The 21,053-nt window shown below is 67.9% G+C and carries 18 protein-coding genes; 7 read left to right on the forward strand and 11 right to left on the reverse strand.

Going from position 1 to position 21,053, the window contains the following annotated elements:
• Nucleotides 1-161 precede the first annotated feature (161 nt).
• Nucleotides 162-1,529, forward strand: coding sequence for a hypothetical protein (locus HMPREF1008_RS02055; protein WP_009278190.1), 1,368 nt, complete (start codon nucleotides 162-164; stop codon nucleotides 1,527-1,529).
• A 48-nt stretch (nucleotides 1,530-1,577) separates the two neighbouring features.
• Here HMPREF1008_RS02055 and HMPREF1008_RS02060 read toward each other — a convergent pair whose 3' ends face one another.
• Nucleotides 1,578-3,008, reverse strand: coding sequence for an NAD(P)/FAD-dependent oxidoreductase (locus HMPREF1008_RS02060; protein ID WP_009278191.1), 1,431 nt, complete (start codon nucleotides 3,006-3,008; stop codon nucleotides 1,578-1,580).
• Between the two features lie 104 nt (nucleotides 3,009-3,112).
• Complete coding sequence (gene rpmE, locus HMPREF1008_RS02065) at nucleotides 3,113-3,535, reverse strand: 50S ribosomal protein L31 (protein WP_009278192.1); 423 nt, start codon at nucleotides 3,533-3,535, stop codon at nucleotides 3,113-3,115.
• Nucleotides 3,536-3,736: 201 nt separating this feature from the next.
• On the opposite strand from rpmE, the gene HMPREF1008_RS02070 reads away from it, so the two are divergent.
• On the forward strand, nucleotides 3,737-4,528 hold the full coding sequence (locus HMPREF1008_RS02070) for a type III pantothenate kinase (protein ID WP_009278193.1): 792 nt from the start codon (nucleotides 3,737-3,739) through the stop codon (nucleotides 4,526-4,528).
• Between the two features lie 63 nt (nucleotides 4,529-4,591).
• On the opposite strand, the gene HMPREF1008_RS02075 is transcribed toward HMPREF1008_RS02070, so the two are convergent.
• The 3 genes from HMPREF1008_RS02075 to HMPREF1008_RS02085 form a co-directional block, all read right to left on the reverse strand.
• On the reverse strand, nucleotides 4,592-5,179 hold the full coding sequence (locus HMPREF1008_RS02075; protein WP_156797584.1) for a hypothetical protein: 588 nt from the start codon (nucleotides 5,177-5,179) through the stop codon (nucleotides 4,592-4,594).
• A complete protein-coding gene (gene folP / locus HMPREF1008_RS02080) occupies nucleotides 5,166-6,602 on the reverse strand; it encodes a dihydropteroate synthase (RefSeq protein WP_009278195.1) in 1,437 nt (478 codons plus the stop codon). The genes HMPREF1008_RS02075 and folP overlap by 14 nt, the downstream gene beginning before the upstream one ends.
• Nucleotides 6,603-6,751: 149 nt before the next feature.
• Nucleotides 6,752-7,489: an NAD-dependent protein deacylase gene (locus tag HMPREF1008_RS02085; protein ID WP_009278196.1), complete on the reverse strand. Its 738-nt coding sequence runs from the start codon at nucleotides 7,487-7,489 to the stop codon at nucleotides 6,752-6,754.
• Between the two features lie 61 nt (nucleotides 7,490-7,550).
• On the opposite strand from HMPREF1008_RS02085, the gene HMPREF1008_RS02090 reads away from it, so the two are divergent.
• The 5 genes from HMPREF1008_RS02090 to HMPREF1008_RS02110 all read left to right on the forward strand — a co-directional run bounded on the left by HMPREF1008_RS02090 (nucleotide 7,551) and on the right by HMPREF1008_RS02110 (nucleotide 12,446).
• Entirely contained in the window at nucleotides 7,551-8,531 is a 981-nt protein-coding gene (locus tag HMPREF1008_RS02090) for a patatin family protein (protein ID WP_009278197.1), read from the forward strand.
• Nucleotides 8,532-8,857: 326 nt separating this feature from the next.
• Nucleotides 8,858-9,643, forward strand: coding sequence for an exodeoxyribonuclease III (locus HMPREF1008_RS02095; RefSeq protein WP_009278198.1), 786 nt, complete (start codon nucleotides 8,858-8,860; stop codon nucleotides 9,641-9,643).
• Between the two features lie 214 nt (nucleotides 9,644-9,857).
• The gene (locus HMPREF1008_RS02100) at nucleotides 9,858-10,469 is read left to right on the forward strand and encodes a hypothetical protein (RefSeq protein WP_009278199.1); all 612 of its coding nucleotides are present in this window, start codon (nucleotides 9,858-9,860) and stop codon (nucleotides 10,467-10,469) included.
• Between the two features lie 83 nt (nucleotides 10,470-10,552).
• Nucleotides 10,553-11,263 carry a response regulator transcription factor gene (locus HMPREF1008_RS02105; RefSeq protein WP_009278200.1) on the forward strand — a complete coding sequence of 237 codons (711 nt, stop codon included), beginning with the start codon at nucleotides 10,553-10,555 and terminating at the stop codon, nucleotides 11,261-11,263.
• Nucleotides 11,250-12,446 (forward strand): sensor histidine kinase KdpD, encoded by a 1,197-nt coding sequence (locus HMPREF1008_RS02110; RefSeq protein WP_198003139.1) that lies wholly within the window; start codon nucleotides 11,250-11,252, stop codon nucleotides 12,444-12,446. Before HMPREF1008_RS02105 ends, HMPREF1008_RS02110 begins: the two co-directional genes overlap by 14 nt.
• A gap of 42 nt (nucleotides 12,447-12,488) precedes the next feature.
• Here the strand turns inward: HMPREF1008_RS02110 and HMPREF1008_RS02115 are convergent, their stop codons facing one another.
• The 6 genes from HMPREF1008_RS02115 to HMPREF1008_RS02140 all read right to left on the reverse strand — a co-directional run bounded on the left by HMPREF1008_RS02115 (nucleotide 12,489) and on the right by HMPREF1008_RS02140 (nucleotide 21,029).
• Nucleotides 12,489-13,625 carry a phosphatase gene (locus HMPREF1008_RS02115; RefSeq protein ID WP_009278202.1) on the reverse strand — a complete coding sequence of 379 codons (1,137 nt, stop codon included), beginning with the start codon at nucleotides 13,623-13,625 and terminating at the stop codon, nucleotides 12,489-12,491.
• A complete protein-coding gene (locus tag HMPREF1008_RS02120; RefSeq protein ID WP_009278203.1) occupies nucleotides 13,622-14,815 on the reverse strand; it encodes a pyridoxal phosphate-dependent aminotransferase in 1,194 nt (397 codons plus the stop codon). Before HMPREF1008_RS02120 ends, HMPREF1008_RS02115 begins: the two co-directional genes overlap by 4 nt.
• An 88-nt stretch (nucleotides 14,816-14,903) precedes the next feature.
• Nucleotides 14,904-16,880 carry an ATP-dependent zinc metalloprotease FtsH gene (gene ftsH, locus HMPREF1008_RS02125; protein ID WP_009278204.1) on the reverse strand — a complete coding sequence of 659 codons (1,977 nt, stop codon included), beginning with the start codon at nucleotides 16,878-16,880 and terminating at the stop codon, nucleotides 14,904-14,906.
• Nucleotides 16,881-16,910: 30 nt separating this feature from the next.
• Nucleotides 16,911-17,465: a hypoxanthine phosphoribosyltransferase gene (gene hpt, locus HMPREF1008_RS02130; protein ID WP_009278205.1), complete on the reverse strand. Its 555-nt coding sequence runs from the start codon at nucleotides 17,463-17,465 to the stop codon at nucleotides 16,911-16,913.
• A 367-nt stretch (nucleotides 17,466-17,832) separates the two neighbouring features.
• Nucleotides 17,833-19,326, reverse strand: coding sequence for a tRNA lysidine(34) synthetase TilS (gene tilS / locus HMPREF1008_RS02135; RefSeq protein WP_156797586.1), 1,494 nt, complete (start codon nucleotides 19,324-19,326; stop codon nucleotides 17,833-17,835).
• Between the two features lie 155 nt (nucleotides 19,327-19,481).
• Nucleotides 19,482-21,029 (reverse strand): YfcC family protein, encoded by a 1,548-nt coding sequence (locus tag HMPREF1008_RS02140; RefSeq protein WP_083823456.1) that lies wholly within the window; start codon nucleotides 21,027-21,029, stop codon nucleotides 19,482-19,484.
• Nucleotides 21,030-21,053: the final 24 nt, after the last annotated feature.

The following is a 21,053-nucleotide window of genomic DNA, read 5'->3' on the forward strand; positions in this document are numbered from 1 at the left end:
GCACGCCAGGGCGAATCGTTCGTGTTCAGCGATACGAAGTCTACCACCGCAAACCCGCGGCTATTCCGCCGGGCGGCCCGTCCCACGCTGCGCACACGATGCCATCGCTGGCAGCCCTGTGGCAGACTGGGGAGGAAGCAGGCTCGAGGGCGGGAGGCGCGATGGACGAGGACGGCCGCGGGAGGCTCCGCCCCGAAGGCGGGGAGGCAGATGGGAGGGACGCGGATGCTGAGGCCCAGAAGACCGCACTCCAGCCCACCGTCGCCAACGCGCGGGCGAGGGCCGGCGGACGCGATGGGGCGGGCGAGGGGTCTCCCCCCCGCCCCGAGGACGGCCTGGTCGCCCGGGCCGGGGCAGGCGCCGCCCGAGCGGGCGCCCTTCTTGCCGCACATCGCCTGGCCGCCCTCCTGACCGGCGCCGCCATCGCGCTCCTCGTGGTGGTGGGGACGCTGCTGAGTCCTGTCATGGAAGGCACTCCCGACGCCACGCGCGTGAGGGCCGACGCGCTCGCGCACACGCCCGTCCCCACGCACGACGGGGGACCCTGGAACCATGACGGCGTTCTCATCGCCACGGACGCGCAGCTCAGGGAGAAGTCGACCGAAGCGTCTGGGGGCATCTCCGCCCGCACCACCGTGACCTACTCGGACGGGAGTGTCGAGGCGAGCTGGGATGCCATCCTGCTCTACCAGAGGTCCGACGGGTCATGGGAGCTGGAGTCCATCGACGTCCCCCAAGCCGCGAGCTGGAGGCCGACCTCCGGCCCCGACCAGCAGAAACTGCTCGCGTCCCTGGAAGCGCTCCTCACCCGCGCCGAGGCGAGGCTCGACTCGCGGGGCGACGACGGGGAAGAGAGCCTCGCCAACCTGTACCGGGACTGCGAGGCCAGCGTCACCAACGACGAGCTCGACGTCGCGGCACGCCTCGACAAGATGACCGTCCGCTGCAGCAAGCAGGAGGGCTTCGCCTCGCGAAACTGCGACCTGAGCCTGACCCTGCGCTTCGTCACGGCAAGCGGCGTCTGGGAGCTCACCGACGTCAGCGTGAGCGACGGGGCGAAGGAGCTGGGATACGAGCCGCTCAAGGGCAGCTGGTCCGGCAGCTTCCGAACCCAGTCGTCGAGCGGACACAAGTGCCTGTCCGGACGGGACGCCGGGCTTCGGCTGAGCATCGACGAGGTCGCGGCGAGCGGCGACACCACCATGATCGCAGGCACGTTGGACGGCGTCGCGCACTTCCATCCCGAGCCCGAGCGGGACAGCACGGGCTGCGACGGGGACTCCGCGCTCGAGTCCCTGGCCTTCACGGGCACGCTCCAGGACGGCTCCGACGGCCTCGTCTTCGACTGCGAGACCGCGGACGACGTGCGAGGGAGCGTGAGCTTGAGGCTCGAGTTCGGGAATGCACAGAACCCCTCCGCCGCGACGGCGACGCTCGTCTCCACCCACGACTACCAAGACAGCTTCCTGCTCGTCCCCTACCAGAGGACGGCGCGCTACGAGGACGAGTTCGTGCTGAGAAAGGTGTGACGCCGGGACCCCGACGCCACACCCTCCCACGCCGTCCCTTGGTCCGTGCTACTCGGACGCGAGCCTCTCTCCCATGAGCAGGCCCATCACGCTGGCCATCATGAGGCCGCGGGTCCAGCCACTGGAGTCGCCCAAGCAGTGCAGGTGGGCGACGTTGGTGTCGAAGTTCTCGTCCATGCCCACGCGGTTGCTGTAGAACTTGAGCTCGGGCACATAGAGCAGGGTCTCGTCGGCGGCGAAGCCCGGGACCACCTTGTCCACGGCCGTGATGAACTCGACGATCTCTATCATCGCGCGGTAGGGCATGGCGGCGCTGATGTCTCCCGCCTCGGCGTCGGGCAGGGTGGGCACCACGTTGGAGCGAGTGAGCTCCTTGGGCCAGGTGCGCTTGCCGTCGAGCAGGTCACCGAAGCGCTGCACCAAGATGTGCCCGGCTCCGAGCATGTTGCAGAGCTTCCCCACGTTGCGCGCGTACACGATTGGCTGGTCGAAAGGCTCGCGGAAGTTGAACGAGACGAGCACGGCCAGGTTGGTGTTGGGGCTCTTGCGCTCCTTGTAGCTGTGGCCGTTGACCACTGCGAGGTCGCCGTCGTAGTTCTCCTGGCTCACGAAGCCGCCCGGGTTCTGGCAGAAGGTGCGCACCTTGTTCCGGAAGGGATCTGGATAGCCCACGAGCTTGCTCTCGTAGAGCACGCGGTTGACGTCGTCCATGACCTCGTTGCGAACCTCGACGCGCACGCCGAGGTCGACGGGGCCGGCGGAGTGTGCGATGCCATGGGCCTCGCACATGTCGTCGAACCAGGCGGCGCCACGGCGCCCGGTGGCAACGATCGTCTCGCCCGCCTCGATGCGGGTCCTGACGCCATGGACGTCGCTCACCACGGCACCCTGGCAGCCACCCCCTTCCACGACGACCTCGTCGCACTCATGCTGGAAGAGGATATGCACGCCCCCCTCGACGAGGGTCCGCTCTATGCGGCCATAGATCTCTTGCGCCTTCTCGGTCCCCAGGTGGCGGATGGGGCAGTCGACCAGCTTGAGGCCCGCCTTGATGGCGCGACGCCGGATGTTGGCGACCTCCTCCGGGTGCTCGAGCCCCTCGATGTGGGGGTCGGCTCCGAAGTCGAGGTAAATCTGGTCGACGCGTCCGATGGTCTCTTGCGCGAGGCGCTCGCCGATGAGCGTGGGCAGGTCCCCGCCAACCTCGTGGCTCAGCGAGAGCTTGCCGTCAGAGAAGGCGCCGGCGCCCGAGAAGCCCGTGGTGATGCGGCAGGGCTTGCAGCCCACGCAGTGGCCCGTCTTCTCCTTGGGGCAGGAGCGGCGCTCGACGGGGAGCCCCTTCTCCACCATGGTGATGGAACGCGAGTCTCCCTTGCGCAGGAGCCCCAGCGCAGTGAAGATGCCCGCCGGGCCCGCCCCGATGATGAGCACGTCGGTCTTGATGGTGGCGAGGCCATGCTCACCGGAAGCTTCACTCATGCGCGTCTCCTCTCGGGTCTTGTGGCGCCGTCCCCCAACGGCACACAAAAGGAGAGGGACGACCTGTGCCGTCCCTCTCCTCCTTTGCTCTGGTCTAGCTGGGGTTACTCCGCGGCGGGGGTCTCCTCGGTGGTCTCGGTGGCCTCGACAGGGGCCTCCTCGACGACCTTGGCGGCGTCGGCGGCAGCCTTCTTCTCGTATTCGGCAGCACGCTTGGCCTTCTCGGCAGCCTTCGCCTCGGCAGCGGCCTTGCGAGCGGCATCCTGCTCGGCGGCCTTCTTTGCCTTGGCCTCCTTGGCGGCCTGGGCCTTGGCAAGCTGGGCCGCGGCGGCTCCGCCGAACTTGTCGGAGAAGCGCTGGACGCGCCCTCCGGTGTCGACGAGCTTCTGCTGGCCGGTATAGAACGGGTGGCACTTGTCACAGAGGTCAAGCGTCATCTCGCTCACCGTGGCGCGGGTCTTCCAGGTGTTGCCGCAGGTGCAGCGAACGGTGCACTCGACGTACTCGGGATGTATTCCTTGCTTCATTTCAGGACTCCTTCTTTCGGCCTGGTTTCCGACCAGACAAGGGGTGTCGAGGCAAACGCCAGGACAATTGAGCCTTGCTAGGTTACCACAGTGGTCGCATTCTCATACCAAGACTGTGGAAAAGTGGTGCAAGCCCACGCGCGGGGCGCCCGGTCCCGCCACGCTACACTGGTTGGGCGCAGGCGGATCCGAGGAGGAGAGATGCTGCTCGTCGTTGACGTAGGTAACACCCAGACCACGTTGGGGCTCTTTGGTCCGGACGACCAGCTCGCCCGCCAATGGCGCATGGCCTCCGACAAGACCGACACCGCCGACGAGCTCCACGAGCGACTCTACGGCTACTTCATGATGCTGGGCCGCAGCCTCTCCGAGGTGAGCGACGTGGCCATTGCCAGCGTGGTTCCCATCCTCACCCAGGAATGGCTCTACATGATGGGACACGTCCTGGATGCCAGGGACGTGCTGCTGGTTGACCCCCGCCGCGACTGCGGCATCGAGGTGGACATGCCCGACCCCACCCAGGTGGGGGCGGACCGCATCGCCAACGCCGTCGCCGCCCGCGAGGCCTACGGCGATTCGGTCATAGTGGTGGACTTCGGGACCGCGACCAACATCGACGTGGTCGACGCGCGCGGACGCTTCAGGGGCGGGGCCATCATGCCCGGCCTGCTGCTGAGCGCCGGGGCACTCTTCTCGCACGCGGCGCGCCTCTCGAGCGTCCCCTTGGTGGTGCCCGAACGCGCCCTTGGCAACAGCACCGAGGCCGCCGTGCAGTCGGGCATCGTGATCGGCGCGGCCGCACAGGCCGAGGGCCTGGTGAGGCGCATCAAGGACGAGCTCGGCGAGCCCGATGCGACGGTGGTTGGCACGGGAGGGCTCTCGCGCGAGATCGCGAAGGCGACCGACCTCTTCGACGCCCTCGACCCCGACCTCACCATCCGCGGCATCAAGCTCATCTGGGAGCATCGCGCCCGCAAGCGTGCCGTGCGCTAGGAAGGGCCGTTTGCCCGCAGAGGGCCTGGGGCCCACGCGGGCAGGCCCCCGCCCGACAACTGCCTACTCGCGGTCGGGCGACCTCAGGAGCGCCTGTTCGGCAGAGAACTCGAGCTCGCGTCCAGACTCGTCCACGACGGTGGCCCGGCCCCAGATGTCGAAGCCCGCAAGGCGCCCTCGCGCCATCACGCGCCCGTTGGGATACGTCACCTCGACCTCCCGGCCCATCCTGAGCTCATGGTCGAAGTAGTCGGGGAGAAACGCCGCCCACGGTCCCCCCGCAGACCTCCCAGCCGCGACATCCCCCTCCCAGGTGGACACGCGCTCGCGCACCGCCCGCTCGATCGCGGCGTCGTCAGGCATCGCGGCGTCGTCCCCATCGCCCAAGGTACGCCTTATGGCGAGACGGACGAAGACGCCCCCGTCGTCGTAGCCGCCGCGACCGTCCAGCTCGAAGGCAGGCCTTCCCGCGGGGACGAGGGCGACGTCCCGCGGCCAGAGCAGACCCGCCTCGGAGTTCCCCGCATCGACGAGCGCGTCCATCACGCCCAGGCTCGCAACGGCGGGAAGGGCCACCAGGTAGCCCATGGGCACCCTTGGCCTCAGCGTGAGCTCGAGCTCCCCCACGCCAGCCCCCCTACTGCCAGTCAAGCTCGCCCAGCTCGCCCACCACATGCCCCACGCGGTCCTCGGGGGCATAGACGGGCACGCCGGCATGCATCAGGAAGCGGACGGGGTCGTGCATGAGGTCCTCCATAGGCACCAGGACGTAGTCCCTCTCGCCCAGGTGCGCGTGGGGAAGCGTGAGCTTGCGCCCTGCGTGCTCCTCGTCCTCGACGAAGACGAGGTCGCAGTCGATGGTCCTGGGGCCGTGACCCGCCTGCTCGGGGTCGCGCACGCGGCCGAGCCTCTCCTCGACGCCGAGGAGGGCGTCCATGAGGACGCTGGGGTGCAGCTCGCTGCGAAGCTCGGCCACGGCGTTGGCGACCGGGACCTTGATGCCGTAGGCGGGTTCGGTCTCGTACACGCGGCTCGCCTGCACCACGCAGGTGAGCGGTATCTCGTTGATGAGCGCCACGGCACGGCTCAGGTAGTCCATGCGGTCGCCCACGCTCGAGCCCAGCGAGACGAAGGCCTGCCGCGCGTCGGCGCGGCTGACCGCCCAGTAGGAGTTGAGCGCCTCGGCCGTGAGGGCCACGTTGTGGACGCGCAGGATGCGCGCGCCAGACTCGATGGCGCTCAGGCAGATGCCCAGCGTGGCGGCATCGCGGGCTGGGGCGTCCGTCACGCCCGAGACGGCCCCGACCATGCGCTTGCGCGAGACGGCCGTGAGCACGGGGTATCCCATGGAGACGAGCTTGCGGGTGGCGCGCTGGATCACGACGTCCTGGTCCGCCGCCTTGTCGAAGCCCGGACCGGGGTCGATGCAGATGCGGTCGTGGGCAACGCCCGCACGCATGAGGGAGCGCGCCTGATCGCCCAGGAAGCCCATGATCTCGCGCATGAGGGGGGCCTCCTCGGGCAGGGTGAAGCGTCGCGCGCTCGCCTGGACGCTGCGGGCCGCCACCGCACGCGCGGGAGTGCTGTCCAGGCGCACGGACTTGCGGCTGGACTGCCCGTTGCCGCGGTTCCAGTGCATGACCACGCAGCCGCAGTCGGACTCGGCGGCGACGCGCACCATCTCGGGGTCGATGAAGCCCGTGACGTCGTTGACGATGGAGGCGCCCAGGCGAACGCAGACCTTGGCCACGGAGGCATGGCGCGTGTCGACCGAGACTATGGCGCTGGGCGCGGCGGCGAGGATGCCCCTGACCACGGGAACGACGCGCTCGGCCTCCTCGTCGGCAGCCACGGGCTCGTGGCCGGGCCGCGTGGACTCGCCCCCCACGTCGATGATGTCGGCGCCCTCGTCCAGCATGCGGAGGGCATGCTCGACCGCGAGCTTGGGGTCGAGGTTCTCTCCCCCGTCCGAGAAGGAGTCGGGGGTGACGTTGAGGATGCCCATGATGCGGGGACGCGAGAGCGAGATCTCGTGACGGCCGCAACGCCAAAGCGAGTAGTCCTGTCGAAGCATGGGTCGGGTCCTCCCCTAAGGCTGAGGGGGACGCGCCCGCGCCCCCAGGGTGTTCCTTTGTGATTGTAGCGACTCCCGGCGGCCGGCCTTCCGCTCGGCCTGGCCCGGCAAGTCCCGGAACGGGAATTCCGGGCGAGAGGGGCCACGGCCTACCAGTCGAAGGCCCGGGCGATGTCACAGGCGCAGACCAGGTCCGCGCTCGCGTCCTGGGGCGTGGGCTGGAGGTTGCAGATGGCCAGCTTGTCTCCCCCGAAATAGCGCAGGAGCCCCGCGGCCGGGTAGACCACCAGGGAGGTGCCGCCCACGATAAGGAGGTCGCAGCTGGCAATCGCCCGGATGGCGGCGGTGATGACGGCCTCGTCCAACGCCTCCTCGTAGAGGACGACGTCAGGCTTCACGGGCCCGCCGCAAGCCTCGCAGCGGGGGACGCCCTCGGTCTTGAGGACCCACTCCTGCGAGTGGACGTGCCCGCAGCGCTGGCAGACGTTGCGATGGGTCGAGCCGTGGAGCTCGATCACGTTGCGCGAGCCTGCCGCCTGGTGGAGGCCGTCTATGTTCTGGGTCACGACGGCGCTGACGAGCCCCTCGCGCTCCAGCTCGGCGAGCTTGAGGTGCGCCTGGTTTGGCTTGGCGTCGGGGGCGCACATACGGCTGCGGTAGAAGTCGAAGAACTCCCGTGTGTGCTCCACGTAAAAACCGTGGCTAAGCATGACCTCGGGCGGGTAGTCAAAGTGTTGGTTGTACAGGCCGTCGGCGCTTCGGAAGTCGGGGATCCCGCTTGCCGTCGAGACGCCCGCGCCGCCGAAGAAGACCGTGTTCCCCGCGCCCTTCACGAGCGCCCCGAGCGCCGCTGCCGCCTCCCGTGGGTCAGTGATGGTCCTTGCCATGGCGGCCTCCCGTCGTTTGCCAGCGGCTCTGACTCTAGCACCAGGAAGGCGAGGTACCGGCATGAAGAAGCTCAGCTGCAACGTGGAGGGCTGCGCCCTCGTGTTCGAGGGCGGCGGCTATCGCGCCGCATACACCGCGGGAATCGCCCGCGTCCTTCTGGAGCAGGGAATCCACTTCCCCTTCGTCTGCGGCATCTCCGCGGGCTCCAGCCACACGGTCGACTACTGCTCGCGTGACCTCGCGCGCACGCGCAACGCCTTCCTGGGCATGAGGCCCGAGGGTATACCCATCGCGGGCTTTGGCTCGGTGGTGCGCGGCAAGGGCTACTTCAACGCCGACTACCTCTACGAGGGATGCATCGCCGACGGCTTCATGCCCTTCGACTGGGACACCTTCCGGGCAAACCCCGCCCAGGTAGCCATCCAGGCCTTCGAGGTGCGGACGGGCCGCAGCGTGACCTTCACAAAGGACGACATGCGCGACAAGTACGACATGGTGGACAAGGTGCGCGCCAGCTCGACCCTGCCGGGGGTCATGCACCCCAAGGCGGTGGACGGCCGGCTCTTCATGGACGGCGGGCTGGGAGAGGGAGCGGGCCTTCCCCTGCACCTGGCCGAGCGCGGCGGCTACGACCGCTTCTTCTTCGTGGCGACCCGCCCGCACGGCTACCGCAAGGAGCCTCCCACCGAGCAGGAGCGCCGCGTCTACCGCGCCATCGCACACGGCCGACCCTACCTCCTGGACGCCCTCCTCACACGCTGGGAGAGGTACAACCGCGAGCTCACGCGCATCGAGCGCCTCGCGGACGAGGGTCGCTGCCTCATCGTGTACCCGGACGACATGCCCATAAGCTCGGGCACCACCGACAAGGCGAGGCTCCTGGCCGCCTATAACGAGGGGCATGCCCAGGCCATGCGTGACCTGCCCCGCTACCGCGAGTTCCTCTTTGGGGCGCCCGACGCGGGACCTCACCCAGACGAGGCAGCCCTCGCGCGCACCCTCGCGGCCATCGACGACGGCTACGTGATCATCGAGGGCTGAGACAGCGAGGGGCGGTGCTCGGGAGGTCGCGCAGACCCGTCGCGCCATGCGGGGACGGGCCCAAAGACGGCAAATCTCGTGAAATGCTGTCGTTTTTCGCATAAGGCCAGGTAAGCGAGAAAAGAGACAGCATTCTGCGAGAAATGCTGTCTTCTCTCCCTTGACCCGTCCTCGTCGCGCACCCTGGCCGCAGCCCCGCCCCGCAAACGGATGCCAAGGTGGTGCCATATCCTGGGCCAGCACGTATACTGGCCTGAGCGGGCACGGACGCCCGCCCAAACGGACACGACGCCGGCGGGGCGACGCCCCCGCCAAGGAGGAGCGGCATGGCACAGAGCGAGGAGCGCGAGCTGAGGCTCGTCTCGTGGAACGTCAACGGCCTCAGGGCCGTCATGAAGAAGGACCCCAGCTTTCCCCAGATCTTCGAGGCGGCGGACGCCGACGTCTTTGCCATCCAGGAGACGAAGCTGCAGGAGGGCCAGCTCGACTTGGACCTCCCCGGCTACCATCAGACCTGGAACTATGCCGAGCGCAAGGGCTACTCGGGCACCGCGGTCTTCAGCCGCGAGGAGCCGCTGCGGGTCATCAGGCAGATCGGCTGCGAGTTCGCAGACGACGAGGGCCGCGTGTGCGCCCTCGAGTTCGAGCGCTACTGGTTCGTGGACGTGTACACGCCCAACTCGAAGAACGGGCTCCTGCGCCTGGACGAGCGTATGGTCTGGGACAGGAGCTACCGCGAGTTCCTGTCAGGCCTCGCCAAGGAGAAGCCCGTGGTCACCTGTGGCGACTTCAACGTCGCGCACGAGGAGATAGACCTCAAGAACCCCGACACCAACCACATGAACGCAGGCTTCTCGGACGAGGAGCGCGAGGGCTTCGGCAAGCTCCTCGAGGCGGGCTTCGTGGACAGCTTCCGCCGTCTCTACCCCGACCGAGAGGACGCCTACAGCTGGTGGAGCTACCGCATGCGCGCCCGCGAGCGCAACGTGGGCTGGCGCATCGACTACTTCCTGGTGAGCGAGGACGCCGCGGACGGCATCGTCGAGGCCTCGATCCTGGACGACGTCTACGGCAGCGACCACTGCCCCGTGCAGCTGACGCTCAGGGTATAGGCGAGAAGAGCCCCTCGCGTCGCAGTGCCAAATCGGGCCCCACACGCCTTTGCCGCGTGCGGGGCCCGACACTTGTCTGCAGGCCGCATGCGCCCGGGAAATCTGTCACAGGACTGTGGACCCTTTTCTTACGCTTTGGCGCAGGATTTGGGCCGTTGGCTGCCCATACACTCTTCTCGTCGATCGGAGGCGACCAAGAAAAGGAGTGATCAACATGACCAAGGGAAGCAAGGGCAAGCGTCAGCTGGCAACGGCAATCTGCACCGCGGGGCTTCTGGGATCGCTCGCCCTCCCCACCCTGGCGATGGCCCGCGCCCAGAGCGCTCAGGGAGCGCAGGGCTGCCAGGCCTGCGGGGACTGCCAGACCCAGTCCATCAGCGAGGACGACGTCAGCACCGACGCCCGCGCCTTCACGGAGGAGGAGGCGCGGGCTATGTCCCAGGGCATGACCGAGAAGGACGCCCAGGAGGCGGTGGGGCGCCTGAAGGGCCTGAGCGACGCCGAGCGCTCCGAGCTCAAGGGCCTTTGGATGGGGATGACGGGCGAGAGGGGGCTCGGCGACGAGCAGTACGAGCGCATGGACGAGCTCGAGGGCAAGGCCTGGAGGGCAGCGCTCGACGAGGCGATCGACGCTGACGGCTCGCTCGACGACGCGGCCAAGTCCGCGCTCAAGGAGGACGCCTCCCGCATAGACCAGCTGGAGGAGAGGCTGCTCGAGGACGAGGCCGTCCTGAACGACAACGAGGAGGAGGATGTCTACAAGGAGCTCGACGAGCTCTACCAGCGTCTCGACGGCTACATGGAGAAGGTCGGCGACGTCTTCTAGGACCTCGCGACTTGTGGTGCGTAACGTACAATCGGGGCTGGCCCTGCGGGGACAGCCCCTTTTCGTCCCAAGAGAGGTGACTGATGGCGGAGCTCATCTACGTGGCGGACGACGACCTCAACCTGCTCGAGGTCCAACGAGCCTTCCTCGAGGGCGCGGGCTATCAGGTGAGCTGCTTTGCCACCGGAGACGCCCTTCGCGAGCGCTTCCTCGAGCGTCCCGCCGACCTTGTCATCCTCGACGTCATGATGCCGGGGACGGACGGCCTCGAGGTCTGCCGCCAGCTCCGGGAGATCTCTGACGTGCCCATCGTCATCCTCACCGCCCGAGAGTCAGAGATGGACTACATCACCGGGCTCGCCTTGGGCGGCGACGACTACCTTTTCAAGCCCTTCTCGCCCTCCATGCTGGTCATGCGCGTGAGGGCCCTGCTCAGGAGGGCGAACATGTCACGCGGACAGGAAGGCGGCACCCTGCGCTTCGCCGACCTCGTGCTGCACGACGCCACGCACGTGGTGGAGGTGGGCGGCAGGGAGCTGCGCCTCACGATGATGGAGTTCTCGCTCCTGAGGGTGCTCATGAAGGCGGCGGGGGAGCCCGTCTCTCGCGCGGAGCTCCTCCGGAGGGTCTGGGGGATGGACGCGGAGGTGGAGACCCGTGTCACCGACGAGTGCGCGCGCCGAGTGCGCCAGAAGCTGCGAGGTGCCGGCAGCCGCGTGGGCGTGAAGGCGGTCTGGGGCTTTGGCTACCACCTCGTGGATGCGGGCGAGGGGGATGCCCATGCGCCGCGCTAGGTGGCCGAGGGCCGGCAACATGCGCCCTGCCCTCCAGCTTGCCCTGCTCTTCGCGGGCTGCGTTGCCGCCGCGCTGCTGGCAGTGGTTCTCGCCTATGGCCAACTCGTGCAGGCACAGATGCGCGACAGTTCCGAACAGGCGATCGACGCCCTCCTGGGCGATGGGTACGAGGAGGGGGAGCCCTCCCGCGTCGCCATCCCCCTCACGTTGACGGCCGACTGGGAGCTCGACGAATCGGACGGCAACCCTTACACGCCGCTTGACAGGCTCGCCGCCAGCTGGGCATCGGAGCATCGCGACCAGACCGGTCGACTCGTGCGCGTGGAACGGGATGGGCTCGAGTGCTACCTCAAGGTCCAGGGAACGATTCCCGCGCCACAGACCGAGGCCGGCCTTGTGTCGGATGAGGGCGCGGAGGTGCTTCTCGCCTACGTGGACGTGTCCGGCGAGGAGGCGCTGGCAGGCCAGGTGCGCCTGCTCCTCCTGGGCATCATGCTCATCTCGACTTTCGGCGCCGCAGCCGCCGGCTGGGCGCAGGGGAGGCAGGTCGAGGCCCGCGAGCGAGCGGTGAGGACCTTCTACGAGAACGTCTCGCACGAGCTCAAGACCCCCCTTGCCGCAATCGGCGGCTATGCCGAGGGACTCCGGGAGGGAGTCATCGCGGATGGCAGGCAGGCGGGAGTGGTGATCTTGGGCGAGGTGCGCAAGATGTCGGAGGACGTCGGCCAGCTGCTTGACATCAGCAGGCTCGAGGGTGGGGCGGTCATGCTAGAGTGCGAGAGGCTCGACCTCGCCGAACTCGTGGAGGACTGCCTCGTGCCCTTCGAGGGGGCGGTCGCCTCTCGCCAGCTGGACGTGTCGCTCGACCTGCGCTCCGCCCGGGCAGAGGTCGACGCGAGGCAGTTCGAGCGCGCCTTCGACAACCTCGTGACCAACGCGATCAGGCATGCGAGGTCACGACTGCGCGTCTTCCTTGGAAACGGGGAGCTCGTCGTGTGGAACGACTGCGCGCGACCCGCCGCACGGGACCTCGACGCCCTCTTCGACCGCTTCAGGACCGACGCCGCGGGGGGCAGCGGCATAGGGCTCGCACTCGCGCGCGAGGCCTTCGAACTGCACGGATGGCGGGTCGAGGCGCGCTACGAGGACGGCGGGCTGGCGATGCGCGTACGCCTGGGCTAGGCACGAGGTGGGACACAGCGCCCCCCAGCACGAGGTGCTCAGCTACACCTCGACGCTCGTGCCCACGGCCCGTTCCAGTACGCCCAGGAAGGTCTCGGCGTCGCGCGTGGCGACGAGCTTGCGCGGGAAGCCGATCTCTTCCAGCATCGAGCGGACGTGGTCGAAGTGACCTATCCCGCACGAGATGTGGGAGTCGGTGCCCGTCGAGATCATGACCCCCTCCTCCGCGCAGCGCTCGGCTAGCCTGCGGCAAGTGCTCGTCGCGGATGGGTGGCTGGCAAGGGTCGCCTCGTTTATCTCGACGAGCTTGCCCTTCTCGCGCGCCATGGCGAGCACCTCGCCCACGTCGAAGGGCACGCCGGCACGTCCCGCGTGTCCCAGGATCAGCACCTTGGGGTCCTCGAGGGCCCGCACGTACATCCGGGTCGTCTGCGCCAGGCTCACGCCACGTGCGAATTCGTCACAGTGCACCGAGGCGATGACGTAGTCGCAGCCTTGGAAGACGCGCTCCTTGAGGGTGAGCTGTCGGTGCAGGGGGTTGCCATTTATCTCGTGCGTGAGGGGCACGTCATGGCCGAAGAGGTGGCCGTCGAGGTCCACGACGTCCGCCTCGCAGCCGTGCAGCAGGCGCACGCCGCGCCACACGCGCGGCCAGGCGCCGTAGTTCATGAAATACTGGAAGTCCCGCAGGTCGTAGCCCTGCGCACGCTCCATGCTGCCAACCTCGGAGAAGAGCATCGATGAGTAGTGGTCGGTCGACCCCAGCAGCTCGAGGCGCAGCTCCGCCGCCGCCCGCACGTTCTCCTCTATGGTGGAGTAGGCGTGGCGCGAGTAGAGGGTGTGGGTGTGGACGTCGCAGGCCAGCTGAAGCATGGGGGCTCCTCTCTTGGAAGACCCTCCCAGCTTAGCAGCGCCCCCGGCAGGCGAGAGGTGCGTTGCCGCCCGCGCCGCGGGCTCGTCCGCACGGGATGCCTCCCTCGACCGCGAGACGCCCTCGCCCCAGCGTCCCCTGAGGCCGAAGCCCGCCTTGGGCGTCATCCTGAAGGCGGGACAGGCGGCGTCGGACGCATGCACCTCTCCCCTCCTGCCGTCTGGGGCGACGCAGACGCTGCGCGTGCGCAGGAGCCCCGTCTTTGCCTGGCAGAAGCTGCAGTTCTGGCAGATGCGCTCCCAGCTCACGCGTCACCCCGGGCATACTGCTCGGCGAGGCGCCTCCATGCCGGCATCGAGTCGACGATGGTCTGGTGGCTCACGCAGTAGCCCACGCGCACCCAGCCCTCGCAGCCAAAGCTGTTTGACGGGGCAGGCAGGAGCTCCAGGGCCTTCGCCTTCTGGAAGAAGGCCTCGGCGTCGGGCTCAAGGGACTTCACCCAGAGGTAGAAGGCACCTTGCGGCTCGATGTACTCGTAGCCCAGGGCAGAGAGCCCCTCCGTGAGCGCCTTGCGGTTGCGCTCGTAGGCGGCGACGTCGCTCGGGACGTCCACGCAGTCCATGACCACGCGCTGGAAGAGCGCCGGCGCGCAGACGAAGCCCAGCTTGCGGCCGGCGCCGGCGATGGCGGGGACGAGCTCGTCGTGGTCGGGGTTGGTGTTGGGGACCAGCACCCAGCCCACGCGCTCGCCGGGCAGGCTCAGGCTCTTGGAGTAGGAGTAGCAGACGACGCTGCGGTCGTACAGGGAGGGGATCCAAGGCACCTCGCAGCCGTAGCTGATCTCGCGATACGGCTCGTCGGACACCAGGTAGATGGCGGTCCCCAGGGCGCTCTCGCGCTCGCGGAGCACGTCCGCCAGCTCCTCGAGGTTCTGGCGGGAGTAGATCGACCCGACGGGGTTGTTGGGCGAGTTGACCACCACGGCCTTGGTGCGACTCGTGATGGCGGCGCGCACGGCCTCCGTGTCCACCTGGAAGGTCTGGGGGTCCGCCATGACCTCGACGCAGAGCGCTCCCGCCGTCTGGATCCAGACGCGGTACTCCGGGAAGTAGGGGGCGATGACGATGACCTCGTCGCCGGGGTCGACCAGCGCGTTGAAGCTTATGCTGAGCGATGCCGCGGCACCACAAGTCATGTAGAGGTCGCCTGCGCCGTAGTCGCAGCCGAAGCGGTGGTTGAGCGAGTCGGCCACGCGCTGCCTCACCTCGACGAGTCCGGCAGCGGGGGTGTAGCCGTGCAGCCGCACGGGAGGGAGGCCCAGCGATCGCTCGATGGACTGGCGCACCTCGTCGGGGGCGGGAACCGAGGGGTTGCCCAGGGAGAAGTCGAAGACCTTGTCCGCGCCGATCTGCGCCTTGCGCTGGACACCGTAGGCGGCAATCTCCCGGATGCTCGACTTGGAGGTCCCGAACTCGTAGCTCCTCTGGTTGACTGGCATCTCCGCTCCCCTCCTCGGCACCGGCCCGGCGGCGCGCCCCTGACAAAAAGAGTGCGGCGCGGCAGGAACCGCGCCGCCATGTTGCAGATTACTCGCCGCCGAGGATGGAAGACGAACCCGTCACAGACTCGTCACTCCCGAGGGGCGAGTCGACGTCCGCTTCCGGGTGCTCGAGGACGTACTGCGCCCAACGGTCATCCAAAAGGGCGTTCACCACGTCGCCCTCCACCGTCTCGCGCGCGAGGAGCACCTTGGCCATGGTCTCCATCTGGCTGCGCCTCGCCTCGAGCACCGCGCGCGAGCGACCATGGGCCTCACGCATGATGCGCTCGACCTCGTCGTCGATGCGTTTGGCCGTCTCGGCGGCGTAGTCGTTGTGGTTCGCGTAGTCGCGCCCCAGGAAGACCTCGTGCTGGGCCTCGCCGAAGACCTGCGTGCCCAGCTCCTCGCTCATGCCGTAGCGAGTGACCATCTCGCGCGCCATCTTGGTGGCCCGCTCGAGATCGTTGCTGGCGCCGGTGGTGATGTCCTCGCAGAAGAGCTCCTCGGCCGTACGTCCCCCCAGGAAGACGGCGATCTGGTCCAGCATGCCGTCGCGCGTCTCGAGGAAGTGGTCCTCCTCGGGGAGCTGCAGGGTGTATCCCAGGGCACGACCACGGCTGATGATGCTGATCTTGTGCACCGGGTCGGAGTTCTCGAGTATGTGCCCCACCAGGGCATGCCCGCACTCGTGGTAGGCGATGGTAACGCGCTCCTTCTGGGTCATCACGCGGCCCCTCTTCTCGGGACCGGCGACGACGCGTTCCATGGACTCCTCCACCTCCTCCATCGAGATGCGGTCCTTGTGCCGGCGGGCGGCGAGGAGCGCGGACTCGTTCATGAGGTTGGCGAGGTCGGCGCCCGTGAAGCCTGGCGTCAGCTTGGCGATCCGCTTGAGGTCGACGTCCTTTTTGAGGGGCTTGTTCTGGGAGTGGACCGAGAGGATCCTCTCCCTCCCCTTGACGTCGGGACGGTCGACGGTGACCTGCCGGTCGAAGCGTCCGGGGCGCAGCAGCGCCGGGTCCAGGATGTCGGGACGGTTCGTCGCGGCGACCAGGATGACGGCCTGATTCTCCTCGAAGCCGTCCATCTCGACCAGCAGCTGGTTGAGGGTCTGTTCGCGCTCGTCGTGGCCACCACCCAAGCCAGCGCCGCGCTGGCGTCCCACAGCGTCGATCTCGTCGATGAAGATGATGGAGGGGGCGGACTCCTTCGCCTGCTTGAAGAGGTCGCGCACGCGGCTCGCACCAACGCCCACGAACATCTCGACGAAGTCTGATCCAGATATGGAGAAGAACGGCACCCCCGCCTCGCCGGCCACGGCCTTGGCGAGCAAGGTCTTGCCGGTGCCCGGGGGACCCACCAGGAGCACGCCACGCGGAATCTTGGCACCCATCTTCTGGTAGCGCTCGGGCTCGCGCAGGAAGTCGCGGACCTCCTTGAGCTCCTCTACCGCCTCGTCTATGCCCGCCACGTCAGAGAACTTCACCTTGGGCCGGGTCTCCTCCGTCGTGCGCGCCCTGTTGGCGCGACCGAAGTTCATGGAGCGTCCGTTCTGGCCCTGCATCTGCCTGGTGAAGTAGATCATGAAGGCGAGTATGACCGCCGTGGGGACGATCGACACCAGGATGGTCTGGAGCAGGTCGGAGCTCGACGTGTCGATGGTGAAGCTCACGTCGGGATGCTGCGCCATGAGCTCCTGCAGGCTGTCGGCACCCACGTAGTAGCTCACGAAGCGGCTCTGCTCGTTGCCGTCATGGCGGTAGTTGCCCCTCAGGCTGCCGTCGGAGGTCTTGTAGGTGACGTCGCTCACCCGCTCGTCCTTGACCGCGGTGACGAAGGCGTTGGTGGTGAGGGTATCCGCTTGGCTCGCCCCCAGCATCGACTGGCCGGCGGTGTAGGCGACGTAGGCGACCAACGCAATCACGAGGGCGACGATGATGGCTGGCTGACGGCGTCCCCCCGGGCCCTCCTGCCCGGGAATGGGCGGGCGCGAGGGATCGAGGCCGTTGTTGTTGTCTGACACTTGGCTGGGCTCCTTGGAAGGGTCTGGAGGCTACCCCTGGTAGACCTCGGGCTTGAGCACCCCCACGTAGGGAAGGTTGCGATACTTCTCCGCATAGTCCAGACCATAGCCCACGATGAACTCGTTGGGGACGTGCGCCCCCACGTACTCGGGGTTGATGGCGGGGGCGTGGTTGGGAATGTCCTTGATGGAGAAGGCGGCCACGCTGACGGACTTGGGGCCCCTGCCCTTGAGCAGCTCGACGAGGTAGCTCAGCGTGAGGCCGGAGTCGAGGATGTCCTCTGCGATGATGAGGTCGCGGCCCTCGACCTTGGTGCTGAGATCCTTGATGATGCGCACGACGCCGGAGCTCTTCACGCCATCCCCGTAGCTCGAGACCGCCATGAAGTCGACCTCGCAGGGGATGGTGATGGAGCGCAGGAGGTCCGCGGTGAACACGAAGGCGCCGCGCAGCACGGCGACGATGAGGGGGTTGCGTCCCTCGTAGTCGCGGCTGATCTCTGCGCCCATGCGCTGGACGATCCCCCTGATCTGGTCCTCGGTGAGGATGACGCTCTTGATGTCGGCGGTGAGCTCGTCTGCCATGGACCTTGCCCTTCCTGTGCGTCAGTCGGTCTTGCCGGCTGGCTGGACGTATGTGCTTATGGTACTACGCCCTCGGGACGCGACCGTCACCGTTGGGCGCGACGTAACGCAGGCACGGACTGACCGGCACGCTCGAACGCGCGCCCCTCTCGCCTGCCACGCTCGAACGCACGCAACTTTCGCTCACCACGCTCGAACGCGCGCCCCTCTCGTCCGCCACGCTCGAACGCACGGATGTCCCGACTGACAACTGGGCAAACGCGAAGGCGTCCGTGCTCTTCCGCGTGCGCGTCGCATGAGGCGTGCGTTGGAGCGTGGGCGCTTCGCGCGTGACGGGCGCGCCACACGAAGCGTGCGCTCGTGCGTGCTAGCTCAGGGCAAGCTCGAGGACGAGGCGGGTGGTGGGCACGCAGCGCACGCGCTCGTCGCAGCGAAGAGGCGAGACCCAGAGCACCTGGCCCGTGGGACCGCTCCTCACCACGGGCACCCCCGGTCGGTCGGCCGCTGGTATGTGTGCCTCGTTGAGGAGGTCGGAGAGCTTCTTCGACTGGCCGTGCATGCCCAGGGGACACATGACGTCTCCCGCCGCCGGGGCGTCCACCCACAGCCTCCCCCGCCCCGAGGGAGAGACGCCGCAGGCCACGGCGTCGAGATAGACCGAGCGGCCACCCCATTCCAGGGCATGGGCGCGCGCCACCTCCTCGGGGGAGGAGCCCGCCGGGACCGACGTCAGGCGCGCGGAGATGGTACGGCCGTCGGGAAGGCGCATACTTCCCGGAACGTCGATCCATGCCGGGCCCACCGAGGCCGTGCGCCGGGGGACGCGCAGGAAGAGCAGGCCGTACTCGACGCGCGCGTCGATTCCCAAGCTCACGTTGCAGGACCCGCATCCCTGGGCCACGATGCGCAAGACCCTTGCCACCTGCGCGGACTCGATGCGTGCCGCGGGGCTCAGGCCAAGGATGGCGAGCCTCACCACGCGCCGGGCTATGGACACGTCGGCCGCGCCGAGGCGGCGGGCGTCCAAGGCGACCACCCCCTCGCCCGAGCGCCTCACGAGCTCGCGATAGCTGCGGGCGGCCACCTGTCCCAGGTAGGCGTCCTCGTCCGAGAGAATCTCGCAGGTGTTTGAGAGGGCGCTGACCAGCTGGGGGTTGCGACCCAGCGCAACGGGCATGATCTCGTGGCGCACGAAGGAGCGAAGGTAGCGCGTGTCCGCGTTGGTCGCATCCTCCCTCCAGGCGATCCCCTTGAGCGAGAGGAGCTCGCAGAGCTCCTCGTGGGTGCGTTCCAGGAGTGGGCGCACGATGCGGTTGCGGCGGCGGGGTATGGAGGAGAGGCCGGAGGTGCCCGTGCCCCTGATGGCGTTCATGAAGAAGGTCTCTGCCCGGTCGCTCGCGGTATGCGCCGTGAGTATGCGCGCGGCGGAGCGCGGCGTGCCCAAGCTTGCCGAGAGCCTGTTGGCAAGCTCCCCGGCGAGGCGGTAGCGCTCCTCTCGCCCCACGTTCTCTATGTTGCCGCCGGCGGAACCGGCCTGCGCGGCAAGGCCGGCCACGTCCACCCTACGCACCGTGCAGGGGACGCCAAGCTCCGCGCAGAGCCCGCACACGAAGGCCTCGTCACCCAGGGCGTCGTCGCCACGGAGCTGGTGGTTGACGTGCAGGACGTGGAGGCGCTCCCGGGCGATGCGCGCGCGGCCGCGGCCGTCGTCGATGTCGAGCTCGGAGCCCACGGCCAAGAGCAGGAGGGCCGTCGAGTCCGCACCGCCCGAGACCATGAGCACGACGGGCGCGCGTGCCTCGTCGTCGGCCGCGGGGCCAGGGCGACCGCCCCTTCCCCGGACGCTTGCATATCTGCGCATGACGCTGGCCACGGGCCCTCCAAGCCTCGTCTTGGCCCATCTCGGGCACGCCGGGCCATGCGTGGGGCCCAGGCGCCCCAGTGTCGCCCGGGCCCCTTGGGAACCCTATGATACCCGCGTCGCACAAAGCCCCGACACGAGGCTCTCCGCCTCAGCTAGACCAGGACCTGCGCCACGAGCAGCAGCGCGTTGAGCAGGACCGTGATGACCAAGAGCGGCGTCACGAACTTGAACCAGCGGCTGAAGGGCACGTCCACCATGGCAAGGGACGCGAGGATGAGGCCCGTGGGCGTGACGTACGAGATGAGGCCCAGGCCGTAGTTGTAGGCCGAGATGATGGCCGTCTTCGAGACGCCCACCGCGCCGCCGAGGGGCGCCATGATGGGCACCGAGAGCACGGCGAGGCCGGAGGACGAGTTGATGAAGAAGCCCAGGATGATGTAGACGACCAGCATCATGATGATGAACAGCACGGGGCTCATCCCCGCGATGGCACCCGAGAAGAAGTACAGGATGGTGTCAGAGATGAGACCGTTCTCGAGCAGGATGTTGACCGCACGGGCGACGCCGACGACCAGCGCGACGCTCATGAGGTCGCCGCAGCCGCCGATGTACTCGTCCATGAAGACCTCCTCGTCGAGGCCGCAGGTGAAGGCGAGGATCATGGAGCAGGCTAGGAAGACGGCGGTCATGTAGTCGAACCACCACTGGTGGGCGACGATGCCGTAGACCAGAACGACGAACGAGACGCCAAAGACGGCGAGCGAGACCTTCATGGGCGTGGTAAACTCGGGAGCCTCGCCCCTCTGGCCCCAGCGCTCCTCGATCCTCTCCTTGAAGTCGTAGACGACGGACTTGGAGGGGTCGAGGCGAACCTTGTGCCCGTAGCGCATGACGTAGGCGAGCGAGATGACGGTGCCTATGGCGAGCGCCACGAACCTCCAGGACATGCCCTCGGCCATGGAGATGCCGGCCGCCTTAGTGGCGACGCCGATGGCGAAGGGGTTGACCGTCGAATACATGGTGCCCACGCAGGAGCCCATGAAGATGACGGCGATGCAGGTCATTGCGTCATAGCCCGCTGCGATGAATACGGGCATGAGGATCGGGTAGAGGGCGATCGTCTCCTCCGCGAGGCCGAAGGTGGTCCCGCCCGCGACGATGATAAGCGTCAGCACGATGATGAGCAGCCACTCACGCCCCCTCGTCACGCGCGAGAGCGCGGCGACCGCGGCGGTGAGGGCGCCCATGTGGTTGAGGACGCCGATGCAGCCGCCCAGCAAGAACACGAACAGGATGATGTCGATCGACTCGTAGACACCGTTGATCGGGGCGAGAAGGAACTCCACGACGCCCTGCGGGTTCTGTTCGACCCGCTGGTAGGTGCCGGGAATCGCCGTCGGCTTCGAGATGGACCCGTCGAGGTAGCTCTCGACGTTTGCCGAGATGCCCAGCTTGGCGAGGGTCTCCTGCGTGGCAGGTTGCTCCTCCGTCGTGCCGTCCGCGTTGGTGATCGAGAACACGTCGTCATCCGCGACGTACTTGAGCTTCGAGTACTCGCCCGCCGGCACGACCCAGGTGAGCACCGCAGCGAAGAGCATCACGATGAAGAGCACCGTGATCGCGGTTGGGAAGTGGAGTTTGCCCCTCTTCTTGGGCACGCCCCCCTCCGTAGCCGCTTCGACCATCGCCTCTTCTGCCATAGCAGGACCCCTTTCGTCCAAAGG

The organism is Olsenella sp. oral taxon 809 str. F0356 (assembly GCF_000233535.1).
GTDB lineage: Bacteria > Actinomycetota > Coriobacteriia > Coriobacteriales > Atopobiaceae > Olsenella_I > Olsenella_I phocaeensis.